The 20,563-nt window shown below is 33.6% G+C and carries 8 protein-coding genes; 4 read left to right on the top strand and 4 right to left on the bottom strand.

What is annotated here, in order from left to right:
- The first annotated feature begins 85 nt into the window (after positions 1–85).
- The 4 genes from ACN0WI_RS05435 (at position 86) to ACN0WI_RS05420 (ending at position 8,596) form a co-directional block, all read left to right on the top strand.
- On the top strand, positions 86–3,784 hold the full coding sequence (locus ACN0WI_RS05435) for a two-component regulator propeller domain-containing protein (RefSeq protein WP_417885633.1): 3,699 nt from the start codon (positions 86–88) through the stop codon (positions 3,782–3,784).
- Positions 3,785–3,958: 174 nt separating this feature from the next.
- Positions 3,959–4,279 (top strand): hypothetical protein, encoded by a 321-nt coding sequence (locus tag ACN0WI_RS05430; protein ID WP_417885632.1) that lies wholly within the window; start codon positions 3,959–3,961, stop codon positions 4,277–4,279.
- Between the two features lie 74 nt (positions 4,280–4,353).
- Positions 4,354–6,129, top strand: coding sequence for an alkaline phosphatase (locus ACN0WI_RS05425; protein ID WP_417885630.1), 1,776 nt, complete (start codon positions 4,354–4,356; stop codon positions 6,127–6,129).
- A 244-nt stretch (positions 6,130–6,373) separates the two neighbouring features.
- Positions 6,374–8,596 (top strand): TonB-dependent receptor, encoded by a 2,223-nt coding sequence (locus ACN0WI_RS05420; protein WP_417885629.1) that lies wholly within the window; start codon positions 6,374–6,376, stop codon positions 8,594–8,596.
- Between the two features lie 178 nt (positions 8,597–8,774).
- Here the strand turns inward: ACN0WI_RS05420 and ACN0WI_RS05415 are convergent, their stop codons facing one another.
- The 4 genes from ACN0WI_RS05415 to ACN0WI_RS05400 form a co-directional block, all read right to left on the bottom strand.
- Entirely contained in the window at positions 8,775–10,370 is a 1,596-nt protein-coding gene (locus ACN0WI_RS05415; RefSeq protein ID WP_417885628.1) for a RagB/SusD family nutrient uptake outer membrane protein, read from the bottom strand.
- Between the two features lie 17 nt (positions 10,371–10,387).
- Positions 10,388–13,411, bottom strand: coding sequence for a SusC/RagA family TonB-linked outer membrane protein (locus ACN0WI_RS05410; protein WP_417885627.1), 3,024 nt, complete (start codon positions 13,409–13,411; stop codon positions 10,388–10,390).
- 345 nt (positions 13,412–13,756) lie between these two features.
- Positions 13,757–16,147 carry a TIM-barrel domain-containing protein gene (locus ACN0WI_RS05405; protein ID WP_417885626.1) on the bottom strand — a complete coding sequence of 797 codons (2,391 nt, stop codon included), beginning with the start codon at positions 16,145–16,147 and terminating at the stop codon, positions 13,757–13,759.
- A 101-nt stretch (positions 16,148–16,248) separates the two neighbouring features.
- Positions 16,249–20,172 (bottom strand): ATP-binding protein, encoded by a 3,924-nt coding sequence (locus ACN0WI_RS05400; protein WP_417885625.1) that lies wholly within the window; start codon positions 20,170–20,172, stop codon positions 16,249–16,251.
- Positions 20,173–20,563: the final 391 nt, after the last annotated feature.

The raw sequence follows: 20,563 nt of genomic DNA, 5'->3' as shown, positions 1-20,563 counted from the left end.
ATTTTAGCTATTTGTTAATATTGATAATTAATGCTTAATAAAGACGTAATAAGAAACTCTATTTTTAGAGCTACTTTTGTTCGTTATGATGAAGCATAAATTCCCTAAAAAAATTGCTTTACTGTTTGTGCTTATTTGCCATAGTTTGCTGGCACAACAAATGAAGTTTAAAACCTTAACTACAGATGAAGGTTTATCTAACAATTCTGTAAACGATATTATTAGTGATCAAGATGGGCGGCTTTGGATTGCTACTTGGGATGGTTTAAATGTTTATGATAGCAATCAAATTCAAGTTTTTAAACATAAGTATCAAGACTCTACCAGTATTGCCGGAAATGTAATTTTGGCTTTTAAGAAAGATAAAAATGGTCGTATTTGGATATTGAACGATAATAATACAATATCATATTACGAAGGAGATGGTATTTTTAAAAATTTCAAATTAAGTCAGCATCCAGAAACTTTTCGGTTAACTAAATCTGGAGAAATAGCCGTAAAAACATCGAATAGTAATTTTGCATATAGCGATAATCACTTTCAAGAAGTATCAGTATCTGAGTTGATTACAGAAGATACTCATAAGCCACTTAAAAAAATTTTGAGGAATCAATTCCCTGAAGTCATGATTAATGATGTTCTAAAAGACCGAGAAGGGAATATTTGGTATGCTTCTCGAAAAAACGGATTGTTTTTTATTCCTAACACGCCAGAGAATATTAATAATCAACAAATAACGCAATATAAATACGATCCGTATTCGCCATACAGTTTTACCAGTAACGAAATCGAAAAGCTTTATGAAGACGATTTTGGAAATATTTGGTTAGCACATAAAGATGGGGGCATTAGTATGGCTTACCACGGAGCTGAGCAAATTACCACGATAATTCCGCATCCAAAAACCTATCCACATTTACCCAATGAAACTATTCGGGGGATTACAAAAGATCAATCTGGAGCAGTTTGGTTGGGTTATTATAATCATGGATTATTTTCTTTCAGTAAGGAAACGAACTGCTTCCTTCCTTTTTCTATTACAGAAGCATCATTAAATTCAGATTGGGATAGAATCCGGAGTGTATATACCGATTCTAAAGGAACTATTTGGGTAGGAACCTATGCGGGCATTATAAAAATTGAAAATCAACAATATTCGCTTATTACTGCTGAAGATTTTGAAAACTTTCCTGCAAATAGAAATTATTCTTTTTTTGAAGATTCAGAGGATTTATGGATTGCCTGTTGGGGTGGTGTTGCAAAGTATAATAGAAAATTAAAGCATTTTGAGGCATTTAAACATCAAGAGGAATTAGCATCATTTCATGTTCGACAAATCATTAAAATAGAAGATACTTTAGTATTAGCTACCGAGCGTAATGGAGTGGTGTTTTTTTCAACAGAAAAAGGAATCCTAAAAACTATTAATACAGAAAACGGACTTTTAGGAAATAGCGTGTATAGTTTATATCAAGATTCAGCAAATAATGAATTGTGGATTGCAACTTTAGGAGGCATTAGCATTTACAAAAAATCGAAGGGAATAATTAAAAATTTAACTGAAGCCGATGGATTACCAAGCCATATGGTATATAGTTTATTGGCTAACGGAAATGAAATTTGGATAAGTACCACCAAAGGAATCGCATTTATTAATAAAAAAAGTTATGCTATTACGCAGTTACCAAAAGAGCAAGGCTGGCAGGCAAAAGAATTTTCTGAAGGGGCTTCGTTTCAAGATGCAAAAGGAACCTTGTTTTTTGGCGGAATTAACGGACTCAGTTTTTTTCAGCCAGATGCGTATCATTATACTGAAAAATCAGTTAAGTTTTTTCTAAAAGTAGATGGTAAAGAAAATTATTCTTCAGAATTCACAAAAGAATATCGGGAAAATTCAGTTGCTGTTACAATTACACCCATAAGCTATACAGGCTTGCCAAAAACAATTTGGTATAAGTTAGAAGGCGCAGATTCCGACTGGAAAACTTTTAAAAATTCAGAAATTATTTATAGTCATTTACAGCCGGGAGATTATAGTTTTAAAGTTACCAGCAATAAAAATGAAGATCAGGAAACTCAATATTTTCAGGTTCATATCGAAAAACCATTTTATCAGACGTTTTGGTTTTACACAGTTTGCACAGTGCTACTAATTCTAATAGGAATAAGTTTTTCGGTTAGAAGAAATAGAATTGCAAAAAAAATTAGAAATCAGTTAGAGAAAAATATAGAAGAGCGTACTGCGGTTATTGCCTCTCAGAAAAAAGAATTATTAGATGCAAATAAGAATCTAGAACAGAAGAATGCTGAGATTGCTAAACAAAAAGAGAAACTTCTAGCCTTGCATCGTGATGTTAAAAATAAAGATTTTGAAGTTGAAAAATTCCAAACATTTTTTTTATCCGACTTTAAATCGAAATTGAACAAAATAACAGCACTTTTAAAAACAGAAGAAAATGATACCAAAAGTGTTGAAAAGGGATTAACGAAGCTTATAGAAGATATTTCAGAATGGGATTATCTCGATCAGGTATCGGAACTTGGAGAAAGTGTTCCTGTACAAATTGATTTTGAAGGTTTTATAACTAAAATTTATCAGCAAATAAGCGATAATCAATATAATACCCAGACGAGTTATCAGTTTTCTAATTTTTCGGATGAAAATTTAGTGGCATTAGATGTTTTGCGCTTCCGGTTGTTACTACGATATCTTATTATTGAAGTTTTTAAATATTCTGGTAGTAATGAAAAATGCCATTTGCAGACCAGTTTACATTCGAATAAAGTGATTATTGAATTGAAGGCTTCGAGTGAACTTCTTAAAAAAGAGTGGCAAAATATCACGAATTTTAGTCCGTATTACAAAGCATTTCAATTATTACTGAAAGAAATAAGTGGCGAAATTGAAGTAAAATTTACTGAGGATTTGGAAATTATGCTACAAATTCCTGTAATTTCAGTTAAAAATCAATCGAATGCTTCGGGAGTTCTTCAGTATAAACATTTACAGCAACCTAAGGACGACGATAAAAGCTATATACTTGTTTATTGTGAGAAAGACGATATTAGTTTTTTTAGTCAGCTTTTAAATTCAAAAGAGCGAGCCTTACTTTTTGAGCATGATTTACACGGAATAACATCTGCTATACATCAATGTAATGTGGAGACTATTGTTATTTATAATATTCCCTTTTCAAATGATTTCGAGCAAGTATTACATCAGCCAGCATTACAGCGAATACCAAGTTTATATATTTCAGAAACTATTAGCCTTTCTATAGAAGAACGAGCAATCGAGAATGGCATTAATGCTATTGCTAATTTGCCAACTAGTTCCGATTTATTGAATAAGAAAATTGCAATGATCACCAATTCGCAAAAGCAAGCATATTCAACCAAAATAAATCGTATAACAGAAAAATTAGATCGAGAAAATGTGGTTTTGAATCCGCATGAGAAAACGGTAAAAAAAGCATTGAAAATTATAGAAGAGGAACTCGATAATCCGCAATTTAACGTAGATAGTCTTTTTAAACGTTTAGAAATTTCCAGAACTAAAGTATATAGAGTTTTTAAAGAAATTCTACAGCAATCGCCATCTGATGTGATTATAAATCTTCGATTACAGAAAGCAGAGAATTTACTGCTAACCGGAAACTTAAATATTAGCGAAATAAGTTTTGAATGTGGCTTTAACGATCCTAAATACTTCAGCAGATTGTTTAAAAAACATTATGGCGAAAGCCCTAAACGCTATAAAAAGCATATCCAGAATATACTTTAAGATTACTACTAGATTAGCGCAATGTTACGTTAGTATTACTGTAACTAAACTGCTAATTTTCAAGCCTAAATAGCACTATTTTGAATCAATACTGAACTTTTTTGAAACAAAAGTACAGTATTGTATCCTGCCCTGAGCCTACATTCACTCAAAATCTTAAACTTTTTAAAGAACATGAAGAATTATTATTTGTTTATGCTTTTTAGCATTTTTTGTGTCTCGGGCACTATGGCTCAGTATGCATTAAATGCACAATCTCCGTTAACTGTTGTAGATGGCGTTCCTTATTATGGAACTCCTAGCAGAGATGCGGAAGAAATGTATAGCAAGCCGCTTCATGGTCGGATTCATAATGATAGAACTAATCCAGATTCCGATTATGCAATTCAGGAAGTTTGGTCATCGAGAAATTTTGATCCTACCTATATGAATGTTTGGCCATTGCCAACAACTGTAATCGAAGGAGCAGGAATTCCTCAAAATATCGGTTGGTAAAGTGTTAGTTTGATTTTAGTTTGTTTAATAGAGAGGTGCTATCCCTACTTAGCACCTTTCTTTTTCTTTATTTTATGCAAAAATTATTTAATTCAGTAGTTCTTTTTTTCTGTTGTGTAACAGTACTACAGGCACAGCAAAGTTTTAAAATTCATTCTCATAACGATTATGAACAAAAAATACCTTTTTGGACAGCTTATGCTGCCGGAGCTGTATCTATAGAAGCCGACGTTTTTCTGAAAAACGGAGAACTTCTTGTGGCTCATTATGAGAACGAAATAAACAAAAAAAGAACGTTAGAAAGTCTTTATTTAAAACCGATCAGCGAAGGATTGCATCTTTTTATCATCAAAGATCAGCCAATTCAGCTAATGATAGATATTAAAACAGAAGCGACATTTACTTTAAAAAAGATTGTAAAAGCGATAAAAAAATATCCTGAAATCATCGAAAATCAACATATTTCGATTGTGATTTCTGGGAACCAACCACTTCCATCAGACTATAAAAATTATCCCGATTTTATTGCTTTTGATTATCAAAAACTAGAACCACTTACGGCAGAACAATGGGATCGAGTGGCTATGATTAGTGTAGATTATAAAAATTATGCAGTTTGGAATGGTAAAGGCAGATTTACTAATGAAGATTTAAAAAAAGTAACAGATGTTATTAAAAAAGCACATAGTTTTAATAAACCATTTCGATTTTGGGGAACACCCGATTCGAAATCGGCTTGGAAAGCTTTTGAAAAATTAGGCGTTAATTATATTAATACCGATGAGCCATTTAAATGTGCTTCGTATTTATTTACACTGAAAGATCGTGTTTATAAAAATGAGTTATTCTCTGAAGTTTATAAACCTACCTTTGAATATGATGGCTTACACGAGCCAGTAAAAAATGTGATTCTATTAATAGGAGACGGAAATGGACTTTCCGAAATTTCATCTTCAGTTTTAGCAAATAATGGCAATCTTACGGTAACACAATTAAAAAATATAGGTTTTATAAAAACATCTTCTGCAGACGATTTTACAACAGATTCTGCGGCTGCCGGAACTGCTTTAGCTACCGGAGAGAAAACCAATAACCGAGCTATTGGAGTAAATGCAGAAGGAAAAGCGATACCAAACTTAACGGAAATTTTAGACAGTAAAGGTTTTAATACAGCTGTTATTACTACAGATGAAATTACCGGTGCTACACCATCTGCATTTTATGCGCATCAAAAAGACCGAGGAATGAATACTGAAATTGCTCAGGATTTATTGAAAAGTAAATTAACGTTTTTTGCCGGTGGAGGAGCTAAGTATTTTACTGATCAAAATATATTCGATATTGCTACAGATGTGAAGGATATTGCTAGTAACAAATCCGATAGATTAGGATTTTTTATGGCTAAAGGTGGTGTGCCTTCAACATTAAATGGTCGTGGTGATCTTTTACCGGAAACAGTAGAAAACGCATTAAGTTTTATGAATTCAGAGAAACCATTTTTTATGATGGTTGAAGGAGCACAAATCGATAAATTTGGTCATTTTAATGAAGTTTCAGGGATAGTAAGTGAAGGGATAGATTTTGATAAAGCAATTTCAAAAGCTGTTCAATTTGCAGATAAAAATCCTGGAACATTAGTTATTGTTACAGCCGATCATGAAACTTCTGGATTTAGTATTCCACAAGGAAATATTAAAAATCATGAAATTGAAGGCGATTTTACAACCCACGATCACACGGCTACAATGGTTCCTGTATTTTCTTATGGTGTATATTCAGATCTTTTTAGAGGAGTTTATGAAAACAACGAAATCTTTAATAAGATTTTAAAAATTGTTAAAAATCCGTGATTTAATATAAATATCTAGATCATTCTACATCACATATTCAAAAAACGGACGCGCTAAATATCATTTAGCGCGTCCGTTTTTTATCATAAATAGGTGTCGTTAGATCATATTTATGATCTTATAAAAATGAAAAAAAATGAATAATTCAGCTTAAAAATGCCGATTTAATAATTTTAGTTTTTTTTGCTCTTGCTTGCAGCAAGAACCTGTTGAATATTTTATTTTTGTTGAAAATCTAAACGTTATGTCCTCAAAATACTATACGCTATTCTTAGCGTTTTTTTTATGTTCTTTTTTGTCTTTCAGTCAAACTACTATTTCCGGAAAAATTACGGATGCAAAGAACAACTCTGTAAGCGAAGCTTATATTCTGAATCTCAAAAGCGGCCACCACACGCATAGTGATACTCAGGGGAATTTTACTATTGCAGCTTCAAAAAACGATAGTATTAAAATTCATCATCTGGGCTTTGGAACAGTATATTTTGAGGTAGGTGCTAAGCAAAATTATGCGGTAAAGCTTCAAACTAAAATGAATCTTATAGACGAAATAGTTATAGCACCAAAAATTAATGCTTTAAGCATCTTTTCTGAAATAAATACTCGTGTAAATCCTGTAAATTCATCTCAGGATCTGTTGCGATATGTTCCTGGTTTGTTTATCGGTCAGCATGCTGGAGGAGGAAAAGCAGAACAAATGTTTCTTCGTGGTTTCGATATTGATCATGGTACCGATATTAATGTTAGCGTAGATGGTATGCCGGTAAATTTAGTTTCTCATGCACATGGGCAAGGATATTCAGATCTTCATTTTCTAATTCCTGAAACGGTAAATGGAGTTAATTTTGGAAAAGGACCTTACACTACTAGTAAAGGTAATTTTTCTACTGCCGGTTTTGTGTCTTTTAACACTAAAGATCAGTTGGAGGATAACTTAATTAAAGCTGAAATTGGCCAATTTAATACACAGCGTTTCGTAGGAATGTTCAAGGTATTAGATTCAAGAAAAGAATCGGCCTATATCGCTTCAGAATATTTGGGAACAGATGGTCCCTTTGATAGTCCGCAATTATTTAGCCGAATTAATCTAATGGGGAAATATGTTGGTCAACTTTCAGCTAAAAATCGTTTTAAAGCAATCGTTTCCTATTTTACCAGTGAGTGGGATGCCTCTGGACAAATTCCGCAACGAGCAATAGATAGTGGATTGATTTCAAGGTTTGGAGCTATAGACGATACTGAAGGTGGGGAAACCAGCCGAACAAATATTATCTTAAATAATGACTATCAAATTGACGACCAGTCTGGCTTATCTACTACCTTATATTATTCAAAATATGATTTTCTGTTATTCTCTAATTTCACGTTTTTCTTGAACGATCCTGAAAATGGAGACCAAATTAAGCAAAAAGAAACTCGAGAGATTTATGGACTAACCAATACCTATCACCATAAATTTTACACAAATGAGGTTAATGGTGATTATGAATTTGGAATTTCGCTTCGTAACGACCAAAGTCGAAATAATGAATTATCGCATACCGTAAATAGGGCAGAAGTGTTAGATTCGCTAAGTTTTGGTAATATTAATGAAACTAATTATTCGGTTTTTGCTAATGCAAATTTTCACTTCGGAAAGTGGACACTAAATCCAGGTTTACGCTTAGACTACTTTAAATTTATGTATGAAGATGGTTTGATTGAAAAGTACACAAATACAGCTGAAAATAAAGCAATATTAAGCCCTAAAGTAAATATTCTTTATAACCTAAAAGACAATGTTCAATTATATTTAAAATCAGGTAAAAGTTTTCATTCAAACGATACGAGAGTTGTTATTCAACAAGAAGGAAGAGAAATTTTACCGGCAGCTTACGGGAGTGATCTCGGGTTTATATGGAAACCTGTACCTAAGCTAATTCTAAATACTGCTTTTTGGTACTTGTACCTGGAACAAGAGTTTGTATATGTTGGTGATGAGGCTGTGGTAGAGCCTAGCGGAAAAACAGTACGAAAAGGAATCGATTTTAGTTTGCGTTACCAGCCATTTAATTGGCTTAATTATGATCTTGATGTTAACGGTACTTTAGCAAGAGCTAAAGATGAACCTGATGGGGAAGATTATATTCCACTTGCTCCAGATTTTACATTTACTTCTGGAATAAATATTATCCATCCTTCAGGAGTTTATGGAGGTTTACATGCAAGACACATGAACTCTAGAGCAGCTAATGAAGATAATTCTATTGTTGCTGAAGGCTATACAGTTTTTGATTTTAATGCCGGCTATCGTTGGAATCATTTTGATTTTGGACTTTCGATACAGAATATTTTTGATACTGACTGGAATGAAACACAATTTGCTACCACATCAAGATTGGCTTTTGAAGATCAGCCGGTAGAGGAAATTCATTTTACACCAGGGACTCCTTTCTTTTTAAAAGGAATTATTTCATATCGATTTTAGACAAAAAAGCCCGAATTTCAATAATTCGGGCTTTTTTTAATTGTATTTAGTCTAATCTTTTTTAGTGGTTAAAAGAATTGGTTTTGCTATAGCTTAAGTATTTTAAACGCTCTTGAAATTTTAAAAAAGATTTTCCTATATATACTTCGCTATGCTTGCTCCTAAACTCTATTCCTAATTATCCGCTATATCCAGGGTTTTGTTTCAAATTACTATTGGTAAGCATAACTTCATATGGGATAGGATATAACTTTTTAGAAGCATCGGAGACATCATGAGAAAACCATGATCTCGTAGTAAAAACTCCGAATCTTATCAAATCTTGTCGGCGTCTTCCTTCCTGGCAAAATTCCCATCCAAGTTCATCTAAAAACCGACCATAAGTAATATTTGAACCGCCTTCGTAGGTCTGGGAATAGCTATCCCTACGTCCATAATTGTAGTTACTTCCCATGCTAAGTTCCGCATCGGTAACTGTAGCTTCCTGTGATGAATCGAAATTTCTCATCCTAACCTCGCTAACTAGTTCTCCTGCTCCAGATTGTCCGGAGCGCATTAAAGATTCAGCTTTCATAAGCAAGATATCAGCATATCTGAAAACCGGGAAGTCATTACCAAGTCGGTTGGTACAGCCTATTTTATATTCAAATTTTCCCCAACGATATCCATCATCTTTGTCAGATTCATCGATAGAAGGAACCGAATTAGTATAGTTTATCGATAATGCTTTTCCTGATGAGGAATATTGTTGCCCTTTTATATAATTATCTTTTAATCTTTTATCGTTCGGATTAAAAGAATCAATAAACTGAGGGATTGCACAAACACCACCCCAAGGAGCGTATGTCATATCGTAAGTTTCTTGATTTTCTTGTGCTAATGTGTACATGTGGAAATCAAAGGCATTCCAGTCAGTAACATATTTTTCGTCCATTGGTAGGGCAAAAATAATTTCTTTGGAGTCTTGATTTTCGGTTATAAATATATTTTTCTGATTGGCTTCTAAATTATAATTACCAGATGCCATTACTGCATTACATTCTTCAATACATTTTTGCCACATTGGTTCTCCTATCCAAACTTCTGCATTAAGATACATTTTTGCCAATAGGGTATGGGCTACCCATTTGTTCATTCGGCCGTAATAATAACCTCTGGCTTCTTCAGACAAGTTATTAATGTTATCTGTAATTTCCTGAATGATAAAATCAAAAACTTCAGAACGTTTTGATTGCTGTGGTAAACTTGTATCACTATAATCAGTTACAATAGGAACATTACCATAAAGGTCTACCAGAATATAATAATAAGAGGCTCTTAGCACTTTTAACTCTGACATTAAAGCATTTTGGGTATCTTCATCGGGTAAAACGATAACTCCCTGATCGATTTGATATAGTAATCGATTTACCGTATTGATCCCCTCAAAAGTCCTGTTCCAGGGTTGATAAACACTATCGTCATTGGTAGTCCAGGTATGTTGATGCCATCTTTTATAAATATATCCATCGATCCATCCTATTCCAATACGTGCAGGGATTACATCCTGATCGGCACTTAATTCCTGAGCCCGAACTACACCATTCCATAAAAGCATTGTTTTACGCCAAGGTACATAAGCCGCATTTATCAATGCACTAATATCTTCTTCTGATTCAGGATTGAATCTTTCGGTTACTACGCTACCATAGCTATCGTCGTATAGTTCGGTACATGAGGTATTACATATTAACAGTAAAATACCTATGACTATAATTATTTTTTTAGTTTTCATTAGATTGCTTTTTAATATTAAAATCTGGCACTTAGACCTAAGGTAAAGGTGGTTACGGTAGGGAATTTTTCCCTACGGTCTACTCCTGGGGTTAATCCTGAAGTATTTACTTCTGGATCGATACCATTATATCCGGTTATGGTAAATGCATTATTTACTGATCCATATACCCTTATAGATTTAATAATTTCAGTATTAAATTTATCAATAGTATATCCTAAAGCGATATTATCGATTTTCCAATAATCCCCGTCTTCAACATAATAACTGTTATATTCTGCCTGTACTTCTGGACTAAGTGTTGTTTTACCGAATACTTTATCAGTAACCGAAGTAAGACGATTGTCCCTATATCCATTTTGAGTACCTTCAAAATTCATTCTAGCTTCATTAATAATCTGAAAATTGAAAGCCCCTCTCATATTTACCGTTAAATCCAGTTTTTTATAACGAAAAGTGTTATTAAAACCCGCATACCATTTAGGAATACCATTTCCTATATAATGACGGTCTTCTGGAGCGTGGTTAAAATCGTCGTAAGCCACTTTATCTCCGTTGGCATCTTCATATACCCATTTTCCATCCTGATCTACATCAGTAACTTTGAATCCATAGAAATTTCCTATGGGATAACCTACCTGAACACGATGGGAGCTTGCTACCTGCCCCTCATAACCAACAGATCCTTCTTCAAAATAATCGTTATCGGTTTTAAACACACTTCCATTTAAGCTCTTTAACTTATTATCGTTAACAGAATAGGTAATGGTACTATTCCAACTAAAATCTTCAGTTTCTATAGGTGTAGTATTAATCAAAACTTCAATTCCTCGGTTTATCATATTTCCACCATTTGCCATTATAGTCGGGTATAAGTAAGGTGGCATAGGAACCTTGTAAGAATATAAAAGTCCTACTACATTCCTTTTGTATGCATCTATTGAACCGGAAAGCCGGCCATTTTTAAGTGAAAAGTCTAGCCCAATATTAGTTTCTCTTTTTTCTTCCCATTTTAAGTTGGGATTGGGGTTAGACCCGGGGACAATAGTTCTTACCCATTGACCATTTACATAGGCATAATCGCCATATTCAAGCATTGCTATTCCCAAAAAAGGATCTTCAGGTTGTGAGCCGGTAACACCGTATCCTATTCTCAATTTAATTTCATTAAAAAGATTTTGGTCGTTCATAAAATTTTCATTGGTGATTTTCCAGCCAATAGAAGCCGCAGGGAAAGTCCCCCATGCATTATTAGTTCCCCAAAATTGGCTTGCTCCTTCGTGCCTAATACTTGCCATAAGTAGGTATTTATCCTTATACGAATAGGTAGCACGAGAAAAGAAACTAATCAAATTCGTTTTTAATTTTTCGGAGTTCATTCCCGCAAAGCCTCTTTGAAGTGCATTTCCCACTCCTATATTATGCCATCCTCCAAAATAATCATCTTGGAAGCCATAATTATTCATACTATACTTTTCTTTTTCATTACTTAAATAACTGTATCCTAAAAGAACTGAGAATTCATGATCCTCTAAATCTTTATCATAGGTAGCTGTTAATTCCATTTGCCTATCGGTATCTGTATAGCCTCCTATATTAGAATAGCCTGCGAAACCATCCCTGAGGTTGGAAATATGATTTAAAGTTTCTGAATAACCATTGGTGCTTGGTTCTCTTCTTAAAGAGAAATTTCCATTTATTGTAAGCGCTTCAATAGGGGTATAGGTAATTGTCCCAACATATCTCATTTCAGAAGTTTTTACATTTCCGTCCGATTCTTTAATTAGGGAAAGTGGGTTTTCATATCCTAATTTACTTGTGTTCTGGTACCAACTCCCATCTTCGTTTTTAATAGGCGCTGTAGGATTATAGCGCATGGACTGATAGTAAATCCAAGGCCTAAAGCTGTCTCCAGCTCCGGTAGAGGTATATTTATTTTCCCTTCCCAATAAAGAAAATCGCAAATGGAGTTTATCGTCAAACATCTTATGATTTACTTCTAGACGTCCTCTAAAGGTTTGGTTGTCTGACTTTAAAAATATTCCTTGTTGTGAATTATAATTAATATTGGCAATATAATTGGTTTGTGAATTGCCTCCTCTAAGGGTAACATTATGCACATGGGTTATAGGTGTTCTGGTAATTTCGTCTAACCAGTCAGTATTGGCTCCTAAATCTGATTTTGGGTATAACTCCCTAAACTGTTCTGCACTTAAGAAATCGAGTTTTCTGGCAATTTTTGCTGTGCTTACATATCCTGAATATTCTATCGTATTTATTTTGGCACCTGTGGCTTTTTTTGTGGTAATTAAAACAACGCCGTTAGTTCCTCTTACCCCATATATTGCTGCAGCAGATCCGTCTTTTAAAACATCTATGGTTTCAATATCTTCTGGGGCAACTGTATTTAAAGCTCCGGGAATACCATCTATAAGTACTAGAGGATCTGAATATGCACCATATAGTGTATTATTTCCTCTTAATTTTATAGAACTTGTAGCAGTAGGATCACCATTAGAATTGGTAACCGCTAATCCGGCGACCTTTCCTTGTATTAATTGTCCGGCGTCGGTAAGCTGTCCTTTATTAAAATTTTCGGCTTTAACATTGGCTACGGCACTGGTCACATCTCCTGCTTTTTGTTTCCCATAGCCTATGAGTACGATTTCTTCCAGAGCATTGGTATCCTCTTCTAGGGTGATATTAATTACTTTCTCGTTTCCTACAGGAATTTCCTGAGTAGCAAAACCTATATAGCTTACTACCAAGATAGATCCTTCAGAGGCGTCCAAGGTGTAGTTTCCATCAAAATCTGTAGAAGTTGCCGTTTGTGTACCTTTAACTACAATATTAGCGCCAGCTAAGGGCATACCATCTTTTTTTGAAGTTACAGTACCGGTTATTGGCTCTTGTAAATTATGATCAGCGAAATCTATGATTTTCGCCTGTGCTTCATAATTTGAAAATACAATCATTACCGCAAGCAAGGCGATAGCATACCTTGATATAGCGTAATGAGCAAAAAAATAAAATTTACACATAAAAAATGATTTAAATTAATAGTTTATTGATTAATCTTTTTATTATCTCAAATATTTTAACGATAACGTTTTCGTTGTTGGTGCTTTTATTGAATTGTAGGTATGATGTCTTGCCAGGAGACATTACAAAGTATTTGGCAATTTATTGGGACTTCTAAAATTCAAGCTGAAAGCCATCATTTTAAAAAAATATTTATACCCCCGGCTTTACTGCTCGATAATTTCAAATAGACACGTAAAGCCGGATTATTGGGTTATAAATTTAATTTAAAATAGCGGGTATGATTTTAAGCGTACTTTTGAATCCTTAATGAAAAGATTAATTCCGCAAGATTCTTGATTCGTTTAAAATCCTATTACTATCTTCTCACCATTATAAGTGATTTTCTTTGTTGTTTTAGTTGTTTCAGCAGTTTCTATATGCAGTTGGAATGATCTATTTTTAAGCATTCCCTCAAATTTTCCTTGATGCTTTCCGATGGTTAATTCTTTTTTGTCATTATTCCAAACGAATTTTATTTCGCTATAAGCTCCATTTTCATAATTATAATTATCGTTTTCATCTTCATATAATGTAAATTCAGCATCAGCACCAGGATATATATTTATTTGTAAGTTAGACCAGTCTTTTTCTTCAGCATATTCAACTTTTGGACCTACCGGAACAATACTCCCTGCTTTTACATATAAAGGAAGAATATCTATTGGAGCTTTTTTATTGATAGTTTGTCCACCAGAAAAACGTTCTCCAGTCCAATAATCAAACCAATCTGCTCCTTTTGGTAGATACACTTTTTGATAGCCCTCTTTTTGAAAATTTTCTTTTTTATCTTCAGTATACATTGATTTGCAAACCGGAGCCACTAAAAATGAATGTCCAAACATATATTGGTCGTTAAGATCTAAGACCTTTTCATCTTTAGGGAAATCCATTACCAAAGCACGCATTAAGCTTGATTGTTGATTTGTAATCTGCCATGCTTCAGAATAGATATAAGGTAGTAAGCTGTAGCGTAAATTGATATATTTTTCTAAGGCATCGTATACGGGTTCTCCTTTTTTACCAAATTGATAAATTTCGCGTGGCGCATCGGCTCCATGAGATCGCATCATAGGGGTGAAAGCTGCAAACTGAAGCCATCTTGCGTAGAGTTCTCTATATTCTGGATCGTCTAATTTATCTTTAAACTTCCCTAGAAAGAAACCTCCAATGTCGCTGTTCCAGTAGGGAATTCCTGTAAGTGAAAAGTTTAATCCTGAGGATATCTGATCTTTCAGTGTTTTCCAGGAAGCATGGGTATCACCAGACCAAGTATTGGAGGCATAGCGTTGCTGGCCTGCAAAAGCTGAACGAGTTAAAATAAATACCCGCTTATCTGAGGTAGCTTCTCGCATATGTTTATATACACCGCCAACCGTCATTAATGGGAAAGCATTACGTACTTTTCTAAAGGAGCCTAAATAGGTTTTCTCGTCAAAATCTTCAGGTTTGATATCTAAATGATCTGGTTCTGTAGAGTCCATCCACCAGCCGTCGATACCTAAAGAAAATAATCCTTTATTTAGATACTTCCAATAGATATCGCGGGCTTTTGGATTGTAGGGATCGTAAACCCTTACGCCTGATGGATAATCCATATTTGGTGGCCAGTCACTTTTACCAGATTGTGGCCATGTAGAAAAGTTAAACAACATGTTACCTTTTTCTAATTCTTTATAAGGTTGGGTTTTTGGTCCAAAGGAAGCCCATATTGAAATGATGATATGTGCATTTAAGGCATGAATGTCGTCTACCATTTTTTGAGGATTTGGGAATTCCTCATTTAAAAATTCCATAGCATTCCAATGGTAATTATCTCCCCAATATTGCCAATCCTGGATTATACCATCTAATGGAACTCCTAAATCACGGTATTTTTTTACTACACCAACGGTTTCTTCTTGACTTTTATAACGTTCTTTACTTTGCCAGTAGCCATATGTCCATAGTGGGAACATCGGGGCTTGTCCTGTTAATTGTCTCATGTTGGCAATCACACCATCGGCATTACCGCCATACATAACATAATAGTCTATGCCATCGCCAACTTCTGAGGTAAAAGAAGTGGCGCTAGTATCGTCGCTAAACGTGGTAGGAGAGTAATTGTCCCAAAATAAACCATATCCTTTAACCGATTGGAAAAACGGAATATAATCTTCGCGGTTTGCCTGGATCATTTTAATTTCCAGGTTGCGTTGTGACATTTTGCCATTTTGTAAAATCCCAAGGCCATAAATAGTCTCCTTAGGATCTAAATTAAAGCTTTGGCTTACCGTGTAGGTGTCCTGATCTACATCTTTAAATGGAGTAAATAAAGGATCGCCTGTTTTCTCTTTTAAAAGAAGCGAATGATCTGGAGAATTATAACGTATATTACCTGTTTTGGTATTAATAGCGATCTCCAGTTTTTCACTTTTCAATAGGAGTTCATTCTTTTTTTCTTCAATTTTAAATGATGTTTTTTTAGGCTTTAAAACAACTGAAAGACTTTTCTTTTCAAATGAAGAATTTTTAGGAGTTTTAATTACCCTAGCTATAGAAGGCGTATAAAACTGAATTTCAAGATTGGTGTTTTCCAGACTTAATTTTATGCCTAATTTGGTTTTCTCATAATTAGGATCCTTGTTAAAATTACAAGAAGTACAAATGAAAGCAATACATGCTATTCCGATTAAAAAGTATTTAATATGAGTCATTTAGAAAATTTTTATACCTCAAATTTATTTTTAAATACTTAAAATAAGTAGTGCAAATGTTGCAACAATTATCATATTGGTTGAATTTTAGGTGTAATTTCTCAGCTTTTATAATCTGAAGGTTTTTTTCCGTATTCCCGCTGAAAACATTTCCCAAAATAACTAAGGCTGGAAAAACCTACTTTAACAGATACCTCGGAAACCGATTTACCTTCTTCCAAAAGCTGACGGGCATGTTTTAATCTTATAGAGCGGATAAAGGCAGTAGGTGACAGGCCGGTAATTGCTTTAATTTTTCTGAAAAGGCCTGTACGGTCCATGTTTAGATCACTACTTAATTGCTGAACGGAATATGCGGTGTTCTCCATATTTTCGTGAATCTGCTGAAGCGCTTTTTCTATAAATATGCTATCGGTTTTACCGATCGTTATTTCGTCCGGCTTAATTTTAGCCGAATTTTTGAAAACTTCTTTCCGTGATTGTTGTTCCCCTACCAGGTTTTGAATTCTTTGTTTCAAAATTTCCAGGTTAAAAGGTTTTCCGATGTAAGCATCAGCCTTAGCTTCAAAGCCTTTTAATTTAGATTCTTCTGATGATCTGGCACTAAGCAAAATCACAGGAATATGAGAGATTTCAATATCGTTTTTGATATTATCGCATAATGTTATTCCAGACATTACGGGCATCATAATATCACTAATAACCAGGTCTGGATGGTGTTTCTTTACTAGTTCTAAACCTTCTAATCCATTTTTTGCAGTGTAGATATTAAAATCCTCTTTAAGTTCACTAAATAGGAAATCCTGAAAATCTGGATGATCCTCTACAATAAGAATAGAAAATCGTTCATCTGTATTTTTAGCATAAGTTGGGATTTTAGGTTGTTCAGTAATATTTATTTTTATAGGGATACTTATGGTAAACGTACTTCCTTTTGCCGGCGCACTGGTTACCTCTATAGTTCCCCGTAATAATGCGATATAAGATTTCACCAAATGTAGGCCAATGCCAGTGCCGGTATTTTCGTTTTCAGGAGCAGATCGATAATAGCGTTCAAAGATTTTGGGTATCTCTTCCTTAGCAATCCCTTTCCCATTGTCGGTTACCTTTATTTTAAGTATTTCTCCATTTAATTTTGCGGTAAAAGTTACCTTCCCATTTTGCGGTGTGAATTTAAATGCATTAGATAATAGGTTACTTACTATTTTTTTAAACTTTTCATTATCTATAAAAATTAAGGTTTCTTCTTCGGGAATTTCTCTTTTGTAATTTATTCCTTTAAGGCGTGCTAATTCTTCAAAAGGCTGAGTAGCATTATTTAAAAGCTGATTGAGCTGGCAACAGTCTGAATTTATAGATAGCTTCCCTGTGGTTTCGATTTTCCGAACGTCCAGTAATTGATTTACCAATTGCAATAGTTCTGTAGCACTTTGGTGAATTTTGATCAATTTATTGCGATTCGCACCATTTTCGGTTTTCAAAATTGAGGATAAAGGAGTGAGGATAAGGCTAAGTGGTGTTTTTAGTTCATGACTTACATTGGTGAAAAACTGATCTTTTAAGACACGCAATTCTTCCGATTGTTTTGCTTTAAGTTTTTCCTTCTGAAATTTTAAAAGTAAACTGAAGCTTAAATAAATAATGAACAAAATCAATATTATATACCCAAGGTAGGCTGGCCAGGTTTTCCACCATGGGGGTAAAATGCTAATATGTAGTTTGGCACTATCACTCCATAACGTTCCATTAGAAGAAGAAGTTACTTTCAAGATATAGTCTCCCGGTTTTAAATCTGTATAAGAAGCTTTTCCTAATCCATTATCTGGTGCTATTTCCTGCCAGTTTTCGTCGATTCCCTCGAGCCTATATTTGTATTTTGTTTTTGATACATTGGTATAGTTTAGTCCAGAAAAACTTAACGAAAAAAAGTTTTGTCGATGTTTAAGAGTAATTGCTGAAGTATACTGTATGGCTTTATCTAAAATTGTTTTACCGTTAAATTTCTGTCCAGGTAATACAGGTTTTCCAAATAATTCTAACTGCGTGAAAACAGGTCTCGATAATTTTGTTTTTTCTAAAAGATTATTTGCAGGATTAAAAATATTAAAGCCATCCAAGCCGCCCCATAACAAACTACCATTGTTCATTTTTAATACTGACTTTTCTACAAATTCATAATCTACAACACCATCATATTGGTTGTAATTTGTAAAAAAGAAGCTTGGGTCTTTTTCTTCTCCCGATATATGCACACAAGACAACCCGTTAGAAGTGGCAACCCAAATTTGATGTTTATCATCTTCTATAATCGATTGAATACTGTTATTTATCAATCCATTTTTAGCATAAAAATTTTTAAGTTTATTTGTTTTTGGAATCCAAAGGCTTAGTCCATCTTGAGAAGCCGTCCAGATCCATCCACGACTGTCTGTATACAAGTCGTTTATATTCTGGTTGGTTTGATGGAAAAAGCGAATTTCCGGATTGGTTTTTACTGTTTTTATGCTATTTTCTTTAAGATTATAAAAAAACAGACCTTCTGTGGAAAACCCGACATAATTATTCGAATCAACCTTAGAAATATCAAAAATTGTGACTAATTCTTCTGTTACTTTTTTTATCGATTTGCTTTTAGAGTTCAATGAAAACAATCCCTGTTCTGTAGCTAATAAATATTGATGATCTGAAGTGGAGAGGTATTGATAAGCTTGTGAGAAAGGGGTTTTTAATTTTTGGAAAGTTTGATCGCTAGCAATATACAGACCATTGGAAGTGCCAATCCAACAATCATCATCTTCAGCAAAAATAAACCTGCAGCTTACATTTATTGGAAACCCAGAATACCTCACTATTTTCTGGGTTTTTGGGTAGTATAAGAAAAGTCCGGTATCGGTAGCTATTAAAATTTTATCCTTAAGTTCAGAAAAACCATTTATTACAATATCTTTTTCTGAAGTAGAAGGAAAGAATTGGTGTCCAATATTTGTAAATTTAAAGCGGTCTCGGTGATAATATAAAAGACCTCTATTTAATGTGCCAATCCATATACCTTTATCCTTATCAAAAAATATTGTGCTAATTTCAGAATTAATAATATCCCCATTTACTGTTTTTAGCTTTTCTATAGCTTTTTTGTGAAATAGAGAAGTGTCTATTTTCATAATTCCTTTTGGATTGGTAATCCAAATATTGCGATTCCAATCGATGCTTAGTGTATTTAGAAAATGATCTCTTTTAAGAAGCATTTCCCATTTTCCGCTATTAATATCCAGTCGGTGTGCAATACCTAAACTATCTCCATTTCTTAGTTGATAGATATAATCTTTATCTGGAACCACCAATAAAGTATTGTGATAAGGCTTATTTTGAATCGAATTTTTAAAAACTTTACTTTTTTTAGAAGTGAGGTTGTAAGCTTCTACCTTCCCGGAGCGATAAAATAGAAAAACCTGATTTTTAGCTACTGTAAGATCGTAAAGAGGATCGCCTTCAGGTAATTTATCTATAAAAACCGAAGCCTTTTCTTTATCCTTAGGTTTAAAAAATAACTTTCCACTCTCTCCTTTATACCAGAAGTCTTTGTTGGGATCTATAAAAAAATCAGTCACTTTTTCATTTATTCCCATCTTTTGAAAAATTTGATCCACATTGGTTACAAATTTTTCTTTTTTCATATCGATATACTTCAGTGAATACGTATTCTTCAACCAAATACCGTCGTTGGGACCTATGTAAAGGCGGTGATAGCCAGAATAATCAGAAAGTTCATAATCCTTATCTTCATTATAATGCATATACGTAAAAGAAGTACCATTATAGATGTCTACCAGCCCTTCTGTAACAATTACCATTCTCCCATCACTTAACTGACCAATACTGCGTACCTTGTTTCCAGATAAACCGTCACTTGCATTTATTTCCGAAAAAACATATTGTGGGGATTGTGGGTATAAAAATTTAACAGAAAAAATCAGAAAAATAAAAAGAAATAAATTCTGGTTATATTTATTATGAAAGGAATACATTATTGTAGGGATATAAATGATTACTTTTAAAGTATTGTGTTAAAATGTATGTAAAAATTATATTAAATAAAAATTAGAGGATTATTATTATTGAAAATAAAAAGATATCTGTTTTTTATGAAGTTCTTATTTTGTGTATTTGGTATACTATAATGGTATTCTGTAGTGAATAATAGAAGTTATCTTTGCTCTAAAATTTTTTATCAAATTCTGTATTTAACCTCTTTAGGCTCTATACTTTTTAACAGTGTTTTTCTTTTTTAGATATTGCAAATATTTATTTTTTTAGTGTAAAATAAAACATAACTAGTGTTTAGGACTTGTTTTTACTACTGATTAATTTGTTGAAATGAAAATATAAGATAATTAGTTCATACTATAAAAGTTACAA

Source organism: Zunongwangia sp. (genome assembly GCF_048269745.1).
In the GTDB taxonomy this organism is placed as follows: domain Bacteria; phylum Bacteroidota; class Bacteroidia; order Flavobacteriales; family Flavobacteriaceae; genus Zunongwangia.
This window is presented reverse-complemented; position numbering and strand designations above follow the sequence as displayed.